General features: G+C 66.7%; 14 protein-coding genes. 6 read left to right on the top strand and 8 right to left on the bottom strand.

Features of this window, described 5'->3' with window-relative positions; all coding sequences use genetic code 11:
• The first annotated feature begins 85 nt into the window (after positions 1–85).
• From NA5_RS23645 to meaB, 3 genes are read left to right on the top strand one after another with little or no spacing between them, the layout of a single operon-like run.
• Positions 86–1,933, top strand: a complete 1,848-nt coding sequence (locus tag NA5_RS23645; RefSeq protein WP_062989657.1) for a methylmalonyl-CoA mutase family protein — start codon at positions 86–88, stop codon at positions 1,931–1,933.
• Positions 1,933–4,266, top strand: coding sequence for a methylmalonyl-CoA mutase (gene scpA / locus NA5_RS23640; RefSeq protein WP_062989655.1), 2,334 nt, complete (start codon positions 1,933–1,935; stop codon positions 4,264–4,266). Before NA5_RS23645 ends, scpA begins: the two co-directional genes overlap by 1 nt.
• Before the next feature lie 40 nt (positions 4,267–4,306).
• Positions 4,307–5,305 carry a methylmalonyl Co-A mutase-associated GTPase MeaB gene (meaB, locus tag NA5_RS23635; RefSeq protein ID WP_062989653.1) on the top strand — a complete coding sequence of 333 codons (999 nt, stop codon included), beginning with the start codon at positions 4,307–4,309 and terminating at the stop codon, positions 5,303–5,305.
• A 27-nt stretch (positions 5,306–5,332) separates the two neighbouring features.
• Here meaB and NA5_RS23630 read toward each other — a convergent pair whose 3' ends face one another.
• The 3 genes from NA5_RS23630 to NA5_RS23620 are packed head-to-tail and all read right to left on the bottom strand — an operon-like array spanning position 5,333 to position 8,493.
• A complete protein-coding gene (locus NA5_RS23630) occupies positions 5,333–6,214 on the bottom strand; it encodes an amidohydrolase family protein (protein WP_062989651.1) in 882 nt (293 codons plus the stop codon).
• Positions 6,211–7,239, bottom strand: a complete 1,029-nt coding sequence (locus NA5_RS23625) for a nucleoside hydrolase (RefSeq protein WP_062989726.1) — start codon at positions 7,237–7,239, stop codon at positions 6,211–6,213. The genes NA5_RS23630 and NA5_RS23625 overlap by 4 nt, the downstream gene beginning before the upstream one ends.
• 48 nt (positions 7,240–7,287) lie before the next feature.
• Entirely contained in the window at positions 7,288–8,493 is a 1,206-nt protein-coding gene (locus NA5_RS23620; protein ID WP_062989650.1) for an FAD-dependent monooxygenase, read from the bottom strand.
• A gap of 102 nt (positions 8,494–8,595) precedes the next feature.
• Here NA5_RS23620 and NA5_RS23615 point away from each other — a divergent pair, with 102 nt between their 5' ends.
• A complete protein-coding gene (locus NA5_RS23615) occupies positions 8,596–9,168 on the top strand; it encodes a TetR/AcrR family transcriptional regulator (protein WP_062989648.1) in 573 nt (190 codons plus the stop codon).
• Between the two features lie 18 nt (positions 9,169–9,186).
• On the opposite strand, the gene NA5_RS23610 is transcribed toward NA5_RS23615, so the two are convergent.
• Positions 9,187–10,533: a CoA transferase gene (locus NA5_RS23610; protein ID WP_084484370.1), complete on the bottom strand. Its 1,347-nt coding sequence runs from the start codon at positions 10,531–10,533 to the stop codon at positions 9,187–9,189.
• 44 nt (positions 10,534–10,577) lie between these two features.
• On the opposite strand from NA5_RS23610, the gene NA5_RS23605 reads away from it, so the two are divergent.
• Together NA5_RS23605 and NA5_RS23600 are read left to right on the top strand one after the other, a co-directional pair.
• Positions 10,578–11,483, top strand: coding sequence for a dienelactone hydrolase family protein (locus NA5_RS23605; protein ID WP_062989646.1), 906 nt, complete (start codon positions 10,578–10,580; stop codon positions 11,481–11,483).
• Between the two features lie 10 nt (positions 11,484–11,493).
• Entirely contained in the window at positions 11,494–12,267 is a 774-nt protein-coding gene (locus tag NA5_RS23600) for a thioesterase II family protein (protein ID WP_245672364.1), read from the top strand.
• On the opposite strand, the gene NA5_RS23595 is transcribed toward NA5_RS23600, so the two are convergent.
• The 4 genes from NA5_RS23595 to NA5_RS23580 form a co-directional block, all read right to left on the bottom strand.
• Positions 12,207–12,596, bottom strand: a complete 390-nt coding sequence (locus NA5_RS23595) for a DUF2784 domain-containing protein (protein WP_062989643.1) — start codon at positions 12,594–12,596, stop codon at positions 12,207–12,209. The two genes, NA5_RS23600 and NA5_RS23595, sit on opposite strands and share 61 nt — an antisense overlap.
• Positions 12,597–12,627: 31 nt before the next feature.
• Positions 12,628–14,097, bottom strand: a complete 1,470-nt coding sequence (locus tag NA5_RS23590) for an SDR family NAD(P)-dependent oxidoreductase (protein WP_062989642.1) — start codon at positions 14,095–14,097, stop codon at positions 12,628–12,630.
• Positions 14,098–14,201: 104 nt separating this feature from the next.
• Complete coding sequence (locus tag NA5_RS39480) at positions 14,202–15,443, bottom strand: hypothetical protein (RefSeq protein WP_062989640.1); 1,242 nt, start codon at positions 15,441–15,443, stop codon at positions 14,202–14,204.
• 61 nt (positions 15,444–15,504) lie between these two features.
• Positions 15,505–16,440, bottom strand: a complete 936-nt coding sequence (locus NA5_RS23580) for an alpha/beta fold hydrolase (protein WP_062989722.1) — start codon at positions 16,438–16,440, stop codon at positions 15,505–15,507.
• Between the last annotated feature and the right edge of the window lie 112 nt (positions 16,441–16,552).

Here is a 16,552-nt window from a genome sequence, read left to right as displayed (position 1 = left end):
AACCAATGTGCTCGCTGAGCTGGGCGAATGCAAGGGTTTCGGGCGCACACGCGGGTGTGCGTCGAGGAGAAGAGGAACAGCAGCTATGCCGATTGCTTCAGAGCCGGTGCCCGATTACGCCGCATGGCGCAAGGGCGTGGCGGGGGTACTGGCGAAGGCCCGCAGGGTCGATGTCGCCGAACTTCCGGAGGAGCCAGAGAAGCTGCTCGAGGAGCAGACCTACGACGGTCTGACCATCGCCCCGCTGTACACCCGCGGGGATGAGCGGCCCGAACTGCCGCTGCCGGGCGAATATCCCTTCGTCCGTGGCCGCGACGCCACCAGGGATGTCCACCGCGGCTGGTATGTCAGCGCTTTCATCGGCGCGGCCGATGGCGCCGCGGCGAATCGCGAGATCCTGGCCGCGCTGGAGAACGGGATCAGTGCGCTGTGGCTCGGCGCGGGCGAGCGCGGTGTGCCGGTAGCCGACCTGCCCGCGGCGCTGTCGGGTCTGCTATTCGAACTGGCACCGCTGACACTCGCCGCCGGTGACGCGGTTTCCGCGGCGGCGCAACAGGTCTTCGCGCAGCTCGACGATTACCAGGTGGCGGACCGGACCGAAATCCGAGTCGCCCTGGGCGCGGCCCCGCTCACCAGCCGCTTCGCCGGAACCGCCGATATCGAGCTGCCCGAGGCGATCGCCCTGGCCGGTCAGGCGGTGCAGCGATCGGAGACAGTGCGCGCGATCACCGTGGACGGCACCGCCTTTCACGATGCGGGCGCCTCGGACGCACAGGAACTCGGAGCGGCGGTGGCGGCGGGCCTGGCCTATCTGCGCGCACTCGCCGAAGACGGTCTGGACATCGCGGATGCCTTCGAGCAGTTGGACTTCCGCTTCGCCGCGACGGATGACCAGTTCGCCACCATCGCGAAATTCCGTGCGGCCCGCCAGCTCTGGGCCCGCGTCGCGCATGTGTGCGGCGCACCGGCATTCGGTGACGCGCCGCAGCATGCGGTGACCTCCGCGGCGATGATGACCCAGCGCGACCCGTGGGTGAATATGCTGCGCACCACCCTCGCGGCCTTCGGCGCGGGAGTCGGTGGGGCGGACACGGTTACGGTGCTGCCCTTCGATTCGGCATTGCCGCCCGGCGAACTCGGCGTTTCGAAGTCGTTCGCCGACCGCATGGCTCGCAATACCCAGCTGCTGCTGCTCGAGGAGTCGCATCTGGGTCATGTGCAGGATCCGGGCGCCGGTTCCTGGTACGTCGAGGATCTCACCGCCGCGCTCGCCGCCAAGGCGTGGGAGTTCATGCAAGAGCTCGAGGCCGGGGGCGGTTATCTCACCGCCCTGGACTCCGGTCTGCTCGCCGAGCGGATCGCCGCGACCCGGTCGGCCCGGGATGCCGATGTCGCACATCGCAAGACGGCGGTCACCGGCGTCAACGAATTCCCGAACCTGGCCGAACAGCCGCTGTCCGAGGCTGCCCGTCAGCCCGGACATGTGGTTCGCTACGGCGCCGCCTTCGAGGCGCTGCGCAACCGCTCGGATGCCTACCTCGCGGCCAACGGTGCGCGACCGCGGGCGCTGCTGGTGCCGCTCGGCACGGTGGCCGAACACAATGTCCGGGTCACCTTCATCGCGAACCTGTTGGCCTCGGGCGGTATCGAATCGATCAATCCCGGTCCACTGGAAGTGGCCGGAATCGGCGCTGCGGCAACCGAATCCGGTGCCGCGATCGCCGTACTATGTGGTTCGGACAAGCGTTATGCCGAGCAGGCGGGACCGGCGGTCGAGCAGTTGCGTGCCGCCGGAATCGAGACGGTGCTACTGGCCGGTGCAGAAAAGGCCGTCGCCGACCTGAGCGCCCCGCAGCGTCCCGACGGTTATCTCGCGGCCCGCATCGATGCGGTGGCCGCGCTGTCCGACCTGCTGGAGAAGGTGGGAGCCTGATGACACTGAGTCATATCGACAAGCCGGGCGAAATCGACGGACCCGGCGGCATCGAACACCGGATCGGCAGTTTCGCCGAGGTACCGCTGTCCGAACGTCCGGCCGAACCCGCCGACGTCGACTCCGCACAGGTCGAGGCCTACGTGCGTGCCGCCGCCGAGGCGAACAACTACACCCCCGAACAGTTGGTGTGGTCGACGCCCGAGGGTATCGACGTGCCACCGGTTTTCACCAAGGCGGATCGTGATGCGATCGCGGCCGATGGGTATCCGCTGGACAGCCTGCCGGGCATCGCGCCGTTCCTGCGCGGTCCGTACCCGACGATGTATGTGAACCAGCCGTGGACCATCCGCCAGTACGCGGGCTTCTCCACCGCCGCGGATTCGAATGCCTTCTACCGGCGCAATCTGCAGGCGGGACAGAAGGGTCTTTCGGTCGCCTTCGACCTGGCCACGCACCGTGGCTACGATTCCGATCACCCGCGCGTGCAGGGTGATGTCGGAATGGCCGGTGTGGCCATCGATTCCATCCTCGACATGCGTCAGCTCTTCGATCATATCCCGCTGGATCAGGTCTCGGTGTCGATGACCATGAACGGCGCGGTGCTGCCGATCCTGGCGCTGTACGTGGTCGCGGCCGAGGAGCAGGGCGTCGCACCGGAACAGCTGGCCGGAACCATTCAGAACGACATTCTGAAGGAGTTCATGGTCCGCAATACCTACATTTACCCGCCCAAGCCCTCGATGCGGATCATCTCCGACATCTTCGCCTACACCAGCGCGAAGATGCCGAAGTTCAACTCGATTTCCATCTCGGGCTACCACATCCAGGAGGCCGGAGCCACCGCCGATCTGGAGTTGGCCTACACCCTTGCCGACGGTGTCGAGTACATCCGCGCGGGTATCGCCGCGGGTATGGAGGTCGACAAGTTCGCGCCTCGCCTGTCGTTCTTCTGGGCCATCGGCATGAACTTCTTCATGGAGGTCGCCAAACTCCGTGCGGGACGGCTGCTCTGGAGCGAGCTGGTGGCGAAGTTCGAGCCCAAGAGCGCGAAATCGCTATCGCTGCGGACGCATTCGCAGACCTCGGGTTGGTCGCTGACCGCGCAGGACGCCTACAACAATGTGGCGCGCACCTGCATCGAGGCGATGGCCGCGACCCAGGGGCACACCCAGTCGCTGCATACCAACGCCCTGGACGAGGCGCTGGCCCTGCCGACGGACTTCTCCGCGCGCATCGCCCGCAACACCCAGCTGCTGATCCAGCAGGAGTCCAACACCACGCGGCCGATCGACCCATGGGGCGGTTCGTATTACGTGGAATGGCTCACCCATCAGTTGGCCGACCGCGCCCGCACGCATATCGCCGAGGTCGAGGCGCACGGCGGTATGGCGCAGGCGATCGGCGAGGGCATCCCGAAGCTGCGCATCGAGGAGGCGGCCGCCCGCACCCAGGCCCGCATCGATACCGGTCAGCAGCCGGTGATCGGCGTGAACAAGTACCAGGTCGAAGAGGATCAGCAGATCGAGGTCCTCAAGGTCGAGAATTCCCGGGTGCGCGCCGAGCAGATCGAGAAGCTGAACCGGCTTCGCGCCGAACGGGATTCGGCCGAGGTGGAACGCGCGCTGGCCGAATTGACCCGTGCGGCGGCCTGGGAGCGGAGCTTGCGGAGCGACCCGACAGCCCCAGCCGAGGGCGGCATGGAGAACAACCTGCTGGCACTGGCCATCAACGCCGCCCGCGCCAAGGCCACCGTCGGTGAGATCTCCGACGCGCTGGAAAAGGTGTACGGCCGCCACCAGGCCGAGATCCGTACGCTCTCCGGTGTATACCGCGATGAGGCCGGAAAGGTGACCAACATCAGCAAGGCGAGCGAACTCGTCGAGGAATTCGCCGAGGCGGAGGGTCGGCGCCCGCGCATCCTGGTCGCCAAGATGGGCCAGGACGGGCACGACCGAGGTCAGAAGGTGATCGCCACGGCCTTCGCCGACCTCGGCTTCGACGTCGATGTGGGCCCGCTGTTCCAGACCCCGGAAGAGGTGGCGCAGCAGGCGGCCGATAACGACGTGCACGTCGTCGGTGTGTCCTCGCTGGCGGCAGGCCACCTCACGCTGGTGCCCGCGCTGCGGCAGGCACTGGCCGATGTCGGGCGTCCCGACATCATGGTCATCGTCGGCGGCGTCATCCCGCCCGGTGACTTCGAGGAGCTGTACGCGGCGGGTGCGGCGGCGATCTTCCCGCCCGGCACCGTGATCGCCGATGCGGCGATCGATCTGCTGAAGAAGTTGGCGGGCGAGCTCGGTCACGAGATCGGCGGCGGCAGCGGCGAATGAATCGAGCATCGCGTGTGGTTCGAGCAGCGGTGGTGGGCGGGTGACGGGTGCCAAGCGCGTCATCGATGTGGACGCACTCGCGCAGGCGGTCCGGTCCCAGGAGCGGGCCGCCTTGGCGCGGGCCATCACGCTGGTCGAGTCGACCAGGGCCGACCATCGGGAGCTGGCGCAGCAGCTGCTGCTTAAGCTGACTCCGCCCACCGATACGGTCACCTCGAATCGCGTCGGCATCACCGGCGTTCCCGGCGTGGGCAAGTCGACGTTCATCGATGCGCTCGGCATGGATCTGATCGGCAGGGGGCATCGGGTCGCGGTGCTGGCCGTCGACCCGTCCTCCACCCGCACCGGCGGCTCCATCCTCGGCGACAAGACCCGCATGGCGCGACTGTCGTTGGAGCGCAACGCCTTTATCCGTCCCTCGCCGACCGCGGGCACCCTCGGTGGTGTCGCCAAGGCGACCCGCGAGACCATCGTGCTGTTGGAGGCCGCGGGCTACGACGTGATCCTGGTGGAGACCGTCGGCGTCGGCCAGTCCGAGGTAACGGTCGCGAATATGGTCGACGTATTCTGCTTCCTGACCCTGGCTCGCACCGGAGATCAGTTGCAGGGCATCAAGAAAGGCGTCTTGGAACTCGCCGACCTGGTCGCGGTGAACAAGGCCGACGGCAAGCACGAGACCGAGGCCAAGGCCGCGGCCCGCGAATTGGCCGGGGCGCTGCGCCTCATCCATCCGCACGACGCGCTCTGGCGCCCACCGGTGCTCACCATGAGCGGCCTCGAAGGCCATGGGATGGACAAGTTCTGGGATACCGTCCTCGAACACCGCCGGGTGCTCACCGAAGCGGGTGAATTCGCCGAAAAGCGCCGCCGCCAACAGGTCGACTGGACCTGGACCATGGTGCACGATCAACTGCTGCGCCGCCTCGCGGACAACCCGAACGTCAAAGCCATTCGCGCACAAGTGGAAAAGCAGGTGCGCGAGGGCACGTTGACTGCCGCACTTGCCGCCGAACAGCTTCTCGACGCCTTCGACAGCTGAGGTCGTTGCAGCCCGGCTGCGGTGCGTTTACGTGATATCGAAGAGTCGCACGGCATTTCGATAGCAGACCTGCCGCAGCCAGGAATCACCCAGCTCCAAGCGTTCCAGCGCGAAGATCGAATGTCCGTACGAGTAAGGGATATTCGGAAAGTCGCTACCGAATAGAATTCGCTCGCTCAAAGCGCGCAACCTGCCGTGCTCGGCGGTCGGAAAGGGTGCGCTGGCTTCGGTGAAATCGGTCCACACCATGGTCGTATCCAGGTGCACACCCGGGTATTCCTCGGCCAGATCCAGGAATTCGGAGTATTCGGGTGTGCCCATATGCGCGATGATCAGCCGCAGGCGCGGATAGCGTTGCAGCAGACCGGCAATCGGCTCCGGCCCGGTGTACTCGCCGGGTGCCGGTCCGGAGCCGCAGTGGATCAGCACCGGTATCCCGGCGTCCTCGATCATGCCCCACACCGGATTCAGCAGCGGATCACCGGGATGGAAGTCGCCGACCTGCACGTGCACCTTGAACACCCGGGCACCGCGCTCGATGGCCGCCTCCACATAACTGTCGGCGTAATGTTCGGGATAGAACGTCGCCGTGTGCAGGCAGTCGGGGGTGCGTTCGGCGAAGTCGGCGCTCCATTCGTTGAGCCATGCCGCCATATCCGGCTTATGCGGATACACCAGCGAGGTGAATGCGCGAACACCGAAGTCGCGCAAAGTCTTCAACCGGACCTGCTCATCGTCGCGGTAGGCGATCGGCCACTCCCGGCCGACCAGCGGACCGGCCGAATCGAAGTACGCCCACACCTTGGCCATCACCTGCTCCGGCATGAAATGCGTATGGACATCGATGATTCCGGGCAGTTCGAGCCGACTGCGGAAATTGGTCAGATAGGTGTTGTCGTCGCCTATCATCGAGCAGCCTCCTGCCGATAGACCGACCGGGCGAAGTCACCGACCCTGGTGATCAATCGCTCGAAGAACACCTCCGGGTCGGTGCCGACTACGATGTCGGCGTTCGGTTCTCGGCCCCACATGCCCACCCAGTCCGCCACCGTGGTGGCACGGGTGATGGTTCCGACGAGTTCGACATCGACGGTGGCCGGGCGAGTAATGGCGAGCGCCGGATCCAGCGCGACCGCCGCCGCGAACGGATCGTGCATATGCGCGAGATAGCCCTGGTCGTAGAGCTTGTGGAAATCGAAGTAGAACCGGACCGCATCGGTGAAGTACCGCACGATCGGATTACTCGTCGCCGACCTTGCCTCTGGGGGGTCGGTCTCCGAAACCAGCTCCACGGGCAGACTGCCCGCGCGTTCGGCGAGTTGCGCCACGTGCTTGGGTCGCATCTCGATCGTCTCGGTGATATCGAGCGCGCACACGATCGGCCGCCGATCGGCCGGTGCGGCGGAGAAGGCGTCGAAGACCTCCTTGGCCGCCTCCGGATCCACGTGCACATTCCACTCATTGGTCGGGGTGGTGTTGCCGGGGTGATTGAAGGCACCGCCCATGATCACCAGCCGCCGCAGCAGCAGCGGCAACCGTGGTTCGAGGCGTAGGGCGAGTGCCAGATTCGTCAGCGGTCCTGTACAGAGTCCGACGATCTCGCCGGGAGCTCCACGCACCAGATCGACCCACATCTCGGCCGCCGACCGAGCCGAGAGCGGCCGAGCGGATTGCGGAAGTTCCGCATAACCGACACCCTGCGGCCCATGGGTGTCCTCGGTGGTGCGCAGCGGGATCGCGAGCGGTTCCTCGGCCCCCAGCGCGACCTCGATATCGCGTGCTCGGCACACATCCAGCCAGGCGAGATTGTTCGCCGCCACCTGCGGTGCGGGCACATTGCCCGCGGTGGCGGCGATTCCCACGATCTCGGCCTCCGGGGAGGCGAGCAGGTAGAGCAGCGCGAGTGAGTCATCGATCCCGGTATCGACGTCCATGACGATCTTCTGCCGCACCAGTCGAGCGTAGCGAGCGGACCCGGCTGCTCAGTAGGTGGGCAGCAGGTAGTCGTCGGTATTCGACATCATCCGCAGCATGACCGGACGCATCAGCCGCGAGGTCATGAGCTTCATGCTCGTGCGCGCCATCCGCGTGCCGAGACGGGAGGTGGGCAGCATCATCTTGATACCGCCACCGGGCAGCTCCTTGGCCTTGTCCAGGAACGGCGTGACGAGCTCCTCGTAGCGGGTCAGTGCGGTCGCGAGATCGTCAGGGGTGGAGGCGATTTCACCGGCCAAGACGTAGGCGCCGACGATGGCCATGGCGGTGCCCATGCCGGTCATCGGGGAGCCGCAGAAGGCGGAGTCGCCGAGCAGCGTGACCCGGCCGGTCGACAGCGACGGCATATCGACGCGGGCCAGCATATCGAAATAGAAGTCCGGGGTCGTGGCCATCGCGTCGAGTACGGCCGGGGTCTCCCATCCGGCCTCGGCCAGCATGTCGTGGATGAGCTGCTGTTGTGCGGCGACGTCGCGGCGCAGCGCCGGATCGGCCTCCGTGCGCAGCGTGATGATCGCCTTGGAGGTGGCCGGATCGGCATCCGGCCGAATCGCGACCGCGGCGCTGGGCACCGTATGCATCTTGAACCACCCCGGCTCTGTTCCGGCCGGAGTCGGGATGGTGAAGAACGACATGTAGCCGCCGAGATAGGTGACGAACTGCTCCTCCGGTCCGAAGGCCAGCTGCCGGGTCGCCGAGTGCACACCGTCCGCGCCGACGACCAGATCGAAACGCTCGGTGCGCCCTGACGCGAATTCGACCTCGACACCGGTGTCGTCCTGGCACAGCGCGGTGATCCATTCGCCGTAGCGATAATCGAGCTCTCCCGCCGTGCTGGCCAGCTCGGTGAGCAGGACCTGATTCAAATCGCCTCGGGAGATTTCGATTTCGGCCACCGGTCCTTTGCCGTCGAACATCTCCGCGGGCATTCTGGCGAACTCCCGGCCGTTCTCGTCGACGTAGGCCATGCCGCGCTCGTCGAGCTGGTACTTGCGGATGCCCGGCATGATTCCCATTCGTTCGGCGATCTCGCGGCTCGGGCCGCGCAGGTCGACGGCCTGTCCGCCGGGACGCGGTTGGGGGGCGCGCTCGACGACGGTGGTTCGGATGCCTGCCCGCAGCAATTGCAGCGCGAGCGCATTGCCCGCGATGCCGCCGCCGCTGATCAGGATGTGGAGGGAGTTGGTGCTCATGACGGGGGCCAATCTCTCGAACGAATGTGTCAGACGAATGTCTAACACAGGAGTGGCACGGATGTCTAGTACAAATGTCTAAGCCGTGTGTAAGCTGAGATCATGGGAAACCGAGAAGACCTATTGGCGGGAGCGCGTAAGGCCATCATCGAACGTGGCGTGGCGAAGACGACCGCGCGCGACATCGCGGCGGCCGCTGGGGTCAGCCTGGCCGCGATCGGCTACCACTTCGGTTCGAAGGATCGGCTGATCGCCGAGGCGCTCGCCGAGGCGCTCGGCACCGATATCGGCGATCGGATGGAAGCGCTGGTCCGCGCGGGCAGCGGTCAGCCGCCGCTGGATGCTTTTACGCAGATGTGGAATGCGATGCCGCAGGTCTTCGAGGACAACCGGGAGGGCATGCTGGCCAGTCTGGAGAATCTGGTCCGCGTCGCGCGGACACCGGAATCCCGGACGTACATGGACGAAAGCCTCAACGGCGCCTACGAGGACATCGCTCGAGCGCTACGGGAATCCCGTCCGGATCTGGATGCCGACACCGCGCAGGCGATCGCCGAGCTGTACTTCGTGCTGACCCAGGGACTCGGCATCCTGTGGACGATCACCCACGGCGGAAATCTGCCCGACGGCGCGCGACTGGCCAAGGCCATCGCCGCCCTGGCCGCTGACTCCTGATTGATCGGCGCCCGAGTTCTATCGGGTGTGCAACGGCCACACCGGCCGATCCGCGCCGTACCGCGGTGCGGGCCACGCGTAATCCGGATATTCGGCGAGCACCGGCGCCGCGGTGGTGACATTGCCGTGGGTGACCGCCGCCATCGGACTCGGCGGCGCGGCCTGCGGATGACGCGGGGACCGGCCGGGCGCGTTGAGCAGCCAGGATGCGGTGCGCGCCAATGCGACCCGGACATCGCGGCCGATGCCGTCATGCGCGCGCGCGACCAGTGCGTCGATCACCCCGGCCGCGAGCAGGTAGCCGGAGGCATGGTCGAGTGCCTGCGCGGGCAGCGTTCCCGGCACCGCGGGTGCGCCCTCGACGATCGAAATGCCCGCCGCCGCCTGCACGATGCTGTCGAAACCGCGCCGCCGACGCCACGGGCCGGATTCGCCCCACGCCGAAATCCGACCGTGCACGAGGCCGGGACGACGGGCGGCGGTGAGACCGGCGTTTTCCAGCGCGCCCGGTCGATATCCGGTGATCAGCACATCGGCGGCGGCGAGCAGCTCGTTGAACAGCGGCAGTTGCCGGTACAGATCGAGCAGCGTGGAGCGCTTGCCCTGGCAGGTGTCGTGGTACTGCCACGGGATCTCGGATAGGTGTGGCGGATCGATCCGCATCACCTCGGCGCCGAGCAGTGCCAGGGTCCTGGTCGCGACGGGACCGGCGATCACGCGCGTGAGATCGAGTACCCGGACCCCGCGCAACGGCTGCAACGGCGATGCGCCGATCGGCAGACCGAGCTCGCCCCGGTCGATCCTGGTATCGATCGCCACCAGCGGACCCGATGCGGCGGCCTGGCCCTGCGGGGTCAGCGCCCACTCCTGTTCGGAACGCACCTGGACCGCGACGGCGCCGTGCGTGGCCGCATGTTCTTCGATATCGCTGGCCCGGCTCATCGCCATCTGCGCGATCGCCAGATCGACCGGGGCGTCGTCGGGCAGTCCGAGCGAGGCGAGCAATCGCGCGCGATGATGCGGATAGTTCGCGTGGGTGCGGACCCAGCCGTCGAAGGTGGGAAAGAATCCGGACAGATCGGCGAATACCTTTGGGGGCGCTCCGCCGACGCGCAGCAGGCGTTCACTTGAGAAGGCGGCGGTGATCCGGGTCGGATCGAGCCGGTGCAGCACCGGATTGAGGTGATGTGCGTCGCGGATTCGGTTGGCCGCCGCCGTCACCGCGGCCACCGATCCGGCGGCCAGCGCCCAAACCGGCAGTGCCGCAGCCAAACAGCTGCCCGGATCGTCGGCGGGGACGGTACCGGAGGCTGGTACACCGATTCCGGCCTCGTAGTCGCGGACCAGCTGTTCGTGCGCAATCACGAGATCGAGAGTAGTTGTTGTGCCGCAGTAGTAGGGTCGGGGCCATGACGCCGCTGCAGCGTTATATCGCCGAAGAGATAGCCACCGACCACGCCGACGGATTGATCGGCCGCCGGGAAGCACTGCGCCGACTAGGGGTGCTCGGCGTCGGCGCCACCGCAGCGGTCGCCTTGCTCGCCGCCTGCTCCAGCAGCGGCGACCAGGCGAATTCCGCGTCGACGGGCTCGAAACCCGGCGCCTCGTCGCCCCCGCCGGGTACCAGCGGCGCAGTCGCGGCCACCGCGATCACCTTTCCCGGACCGGGCGGTCGTCAGCTACAAGCCGCATGGGCGGCCGCGCCACAGCCACGCGGCGGCGTGCTCGTCATCCATGAGAACAAGGGCCTCACCGAGCATATCCGTTCGGTGACAGGACGTTTCGCGGGCGCTGGATACTCCGCGCTCGCCGTTGACCTGCTGTCCGAACTCGGTGGCACCGCCGCCTTCACCGATCCGGCGGCGGCCACCGCCGAACTCGGCAAGATCGCGCCGGACCAGTTCATCGGCGATCTGCGGGCCGGGATCGCCGAGCTGGAACGGCGGGTGCCGGGACAAAAGATCGGCGCCACCGGCTTCTGCTTCGGCGGCGGTCTGGTCTGGTTGCTGCTGGCCTCGGGTACGCCGGAACTCGCTGCGGCGACACCGTTTTACGGCCCATTCCCGGAGAATGGGGATCTGTCCGGCGCGAAGGCGGCGGTGCTCGGGATCTACGCCGCCAGGGACGAGCGGGTGATCGCCTCGCGCCCCACCGCGGAGGCGGCGCTGGACCGGGCGGGCCTCACCCACGAAATCTACGTCGCACCGAATGCGGACCACGCCTTCTTCAACGACACCGGACCTCGCTACAACCCGACCGCGGCCGCCGAGGCATGGCAGCGGGTTCTGGATTGGTACGGCACATATCTCGGATAAACCTTCGACGGTGAAGGAGACAAACGTGGGCAAGGCCATTGCCGCGACGGACTGGCTGCGGGTGTTGCGCGCACATCCCGAGCCGAGCCATCAACTGCTGTGTTTCCCGCCCGGTGGGGGAGCGGTCACGGCATATCGGGCACTGGCCGAACGGTTCGACAATGGCATTGCCGTTGCCGCGGTGCAGTATCCGGGTCGGCAGGATCGACTCGGGGAGCCCACGATCGGCGATATGGACACCCTCGTCGATCGGATCGTGGACGAGGTGCTGAATCAGGGGCCGGTGGAACGGCTTTCACTGTTCGGTCACAGCATGGGCGCGACCGTGGCCTTCGAAACCGCACGCCGCCTGGAAGGCAAGGGGCAACCGCTCGCCGCGCTGTTCGTATCCGGCCGTCCCGCACCGACCTTCGTCGAGCCGGGCCGCCTGCATCTCGGGTCGGATGACGATCTGATCGGTGATCTGGAGCGCCTGGCGACCGATCCCGCGTCCATCCAGATCCTGCGCGACGAACCGAGTCTTGCCGAACTGGTACTGCCCGCGGTGCGCAGTGATTATCAGGCCATCGAGACCTACCGTTATAGCCAGGGCGTCCCGCTGTCGTGCACAGTGTCGGCCCTGGTCAGCACCGAGGACCCGACGATGACGCCGGAGCAGGCCGAGCAATGGCGTGAGCACACCACCGGTTCCTTCGACCACACCGTCTTTCCCGGCGGTCACTTCTACCTGGACGAGAAGGTCTCCGAGGTTGCCGACCTCATCGCCCGAACCCTCCACGCATAGCCCACCCACGACACCAGCACGCACACCGCTACCAGCACGCGCACCAACCCGAGCGCGTTCTCCGGGTAGATCACTCCCGTCAGATAATGGTCGATGAACCCGCTCGGGGGCAGCCCGGCCACTCCGGCCCGATGCCGCGCCCAATTCTCCAAATACGTGAGCGGACAATCGAATCCGAGCAGCACCGTACTGAATCCCCACCCGAACGCGATCAGATGCAGCCAGATGGTGCGTGGCCACCGCCACGCCAGGAACCCGCCGACCACCACATACGCCACGAATACGAAATGCACCGCGGCAGTGGCGTCGGCCAGCAGCCGATACACCATATGCCCAGCGTAGCGCTGGGCCCCGCACCGATTACCAGGGCGAGGGCTGGTAATCCTTGAGGAAGCAGCCGAAGAGGTCGGTGCCGGTTTCGCCCTGGACGATCGGGTCGTAGACGCGGGCGGCGCCGTCCACCAGGTCCAGGGGCGCGTGGAAGCCCTCTTCGGCGAGGCGGAGCTTGGTGTAGTGCGGGCGCTCGTCGGTGATCCAGCCGGTGTCGACGGCGGTCATGAGGATGGCGTCCTGTTCGAACATTTCGCGGGCGCTGGTGCGGGTCAACATGTTCAGCGCGGCCTTGGCCATATTCGTGTGGGGGTGGCCCGCGCCCTTGTACGCGCGGGAGAACTGGCCCTCCATGGCGGAAACGTTCACGACGTATTTGCGGCGGGCCGCGGCGGCGGCCATGGCCGGGCGCAGCCGGGAAACCAGAATGAACGGCGCCACCGAATTGCACAGCTGGACCTCGAGCAGTTCGGTGGGATCCACCTCGGCGACGGTTTGCACCCAGCTGTTCGTGTGCGCCAGATCCGGCACCAGACCACCGGCGTCGATGGCGATACCGCGGGAAATGCGTTCCGGTGTGGCCGATCCCGCGACCAACGCCAGCTCCGCCACATCGGCCGAGGACAGCGTCGGGGTCAGGGATGCGGTGAGTGCGGTCGGATGCGCCTGCATGGTCTTGCCGAAGGTCACCACATCCGGCAGCGCACCCGCGGGCAGCGGGCCGGATTCGGCCTCGACCAGCGCGCTGTACGCACCGGGGGAACGGCGCACGGTCTGGGCGGCATTGTTGATGAGGATATCGAGCGGTCCCTGCGCCGCGACGTCATCGGCGAGCGCGACGACCTGGGCCGGATCCCGCAGATCGATGCCGACGATGCGCAGTCGGTGCAGCCAGTCGGCGCTGTCGTCCATGGCGGCGAAACGGCGGATCGCGTCGTTCGGGAAGCGGGTGGTGATGGTGGTATGCGCACCGTCGCGCAGTAGTCGCAGTGCGATATACATGCCGATCTTGGCGCGACCGCCGGTCAGCAGGGCGCGCCGTCCGGTGAGATCGGTACGGGCGTCCCGTTTGACGTGGCTGCTGGCCGCGCAGTCCGGGCACAGCTGGTGGTAGAACGCGTCGACCCGGGTATAGCGCTGCTTGCAGATGTAGCAGGGCCGCGGCCGGACCAGCGTGCCCGCGCTCGCGCCCGCCGCATTCGAGGTCAGCGGAATGCCCGCGGTTTCGTCATCGATCCGATTCGGCGAACCGGTCGCGGTGGCCGCGACCACCGCCCGGTCCGCCTCGGCGACCGCATCCCTTGCCTCGGTTCGCTTGCGCTGCTTCAGCTTCTTGAACATATGGCCGACGGCGCGCTGCACCGTGACCGACGCCGGATCGTCCTTGTCCAACTGCCCGGCCTGCTCCAGCACCCGCAGGCAGATCGCCAGCTCATCGGGGTCGATGGCGGTGCCGCTCGGCGCTGGTGCGGTAGACGTCGACGCGGTTTTCTCGACCATCGGAATGCGGGTTTGTCCTTCGTGAACTGGAGGTTGACCCAGTAATTGTCGCATTCGAGTGTGGGCCGGTCGGCGCGGGCCGTCCGGCACCGATCGAATGCCACCTATTTGCGCAGCTTGCTCATCGTCGAGGTGGCCGTCTTCTTCAGCAGATCGGTGACCTCGGACGCGCTGAGGATCTTGCTCGAGGACTTCGACGAACTGGACGAATACTGCGACCAGCTGATGTGGTAGGTGGTCCAGCCGTCGCGCATGGCCAGTGAGACATCTGCCGTCGGATCGTCCGACTTGTGCTTACCGGTGATCACATACGCCTCGTCGCCGAGTCCGGAGATCTTGTCGACCTTCGCGTCCTTGCCGTATTCGCTCTGGGTCCAGGTCTCGTACGACGCGGTGAATTCCGGTCCCGGATTGGTCTGCTTGTGCACCTGCGCGCTGGTGTAAATGGCGGCGTAGTCGTACTTCTCGGTCGAACCGGGCGGGGTGAGGCGGACGTCGCACCCCATCGTATCGACGGCGGCGTGCTTGGAACCGTCGTGCTTCGGATAGGTCTTGCCCGAGGAATCGGTTTTCGACAGCGTGAAGCCCGCGCTGGTGTAGGGCGAGGTGTCGGTGAGGTCGCAGAGGTTGTCGACATACTTGTAGCCGCGCAGATCGGCATCCTTGCTGATATCGGCCTTGCCCGCGTCGAAGGCGCCGATCGCGAACATCGCGCCCGCCCACACCGCGGAGGTGACCACAACCGCGCCGAGCGCCCAAAGCCAACCTTTGCCACCGGATCTGGGCGGTTGCTGGTACCCGGGCGCAGGTTGGAATCCGCCGGGCTGCTGGTATCCGGGCTGTTGGAAACCCGGTGCGCCCTGCGGGAATCCGGGTGCGGGCTGCTCGAATCCGGGTTGCTGGAACCCAGGCTGCGAGAATCCCGGTGCTGATGCTCCGGCCTGCTGGAATCCGGGTGCGGCTTGTGGTGCTCCGGCCTGCTGGAATCCGGGTGCGGCTTGTGGTGCTCCGGCCTGCTGGAATCCGGGTGCGGCCTGCGGTTGCACCGGCTGTGGATATCCCGGCGAGGACTGGTGATGTCCCGGTTGCTGATATCCGGTCCCGGACGCGGTGGGCGCGGCCCCCGGCTGATCGAACGGCTGCCGCACCATCGTGGGATCGGCGGGCTGCTGCTCCGCCGGGCCTTGCGGTTCCACCACCGGAACCGAGGGCTGCGATGGCAGCTGATAACCCGGCTGTCCGACCATCGTCGGATCCGATTGCGAATACTGCGGTCCCTGCTGAGGCTGTTGCTGGGCCCACCATGCGTCGTTGGGCTGATTCTGTTGTTCCCCCGGTCCGGTCATGCGCGCAAAGTACCACCCCGTCGGATTTCCCTGCCACCCAACGCTGGTGGGACCTACGCGGTCATTGCGGGATGCTGGTGTTCGCCGCGCGCAGATCCTCGACGAAGTTCGCGATGGCCTCGGCGACGAGCAGCGGCTCGGTCACCGGCAGCCAGTGATCGGCGGGAATCGGGCAGCGCCACAACCGATCCACCCACCGTGCGCTGCCGTAGTAGAGGAATGGTGGCACCAGCACATCGGTGGTGTCCACGACGAGCTGCACCGGCACCGCGGTGCTGCGCACACGCGGCCACAGCAGATGATGCGGCAGATTGGCCACGGCGATCCGTGCGCCAGCGGCCAGATCCGTGCGCCAGGTCGGGGCGATCGGCGCGTATGCGCGGGCGACGCCGCCGAGCTGTTCGATCAACCAGGTACGCACCCGCGGCGGATAGGCGATCCGTCGCGCTGCGGTCTGGGCCGTTCCGACCCCGTGCCGCCAGAATTTCCGGTCGGCGATCAGCTCCAGCGCTCGGCGCGGTCGGCCCGCCAATTCGCGCAGTGTCATGCCGACGTGATCGAGATTCGGCCCCGCGACGGCGGTGAACGAGGCGATCCGGGTATTGGCGCGCGGATCACAGACCGCCTCCCATGCTTGCACCGCACCCCAGCCGTGTCCGCAGACGTGCACCGGCCGCTTCGGGCTGATCGCATCGATGAGCGCGAAGAAATCATCGGCCAGGTGATCGAGTCGATAGTCCTGCGGCACATCGGCTTTCGTCGATTCGCCATGTCCGCGCACGTCGTAGGCAATGACACGGAAGCCGTCGGCGAGCAGCGTCGCCACCGCGGACCAGACCAGATGGGTATCGGACAGGCCGTGCACCAAGACGAGCGGCTCGGCACCGCGCTCGCCCCATTCGAACACGGCCAACTCGCCATTCGCGCCAGCCACCGTGGACCGGCGGTGTGGGCGCTGGATGCCGGTCGGGTCGGGGGAATCGAGCTGTTCGGTCATCTGCTTGCCTCGATCGATGCGCTGGGTGCTGCGTGTACCGCCGGTACGTGATCCGATACTGACAGTACGTATTACCCGAATCAATGGGTCGAAACCGCCACCAGCTATGAGG

This window comes from Nocardia anaemiae NBRC 100462 (assembly GCF_001612725.1).
In the GTDB taxonomy this organism is placed as follows: Bacteria; Actinomycetota; Actinomycetes; order Mycobacteriales; family Mycobacteriaceae; genus Nocardia; species Nocardia anaemiae.
The sequence above is the reverse complement of the archived record's forward strand: the minus strand, read 5'-3'. Positions and strand labels throughout refer to the sequence as shown.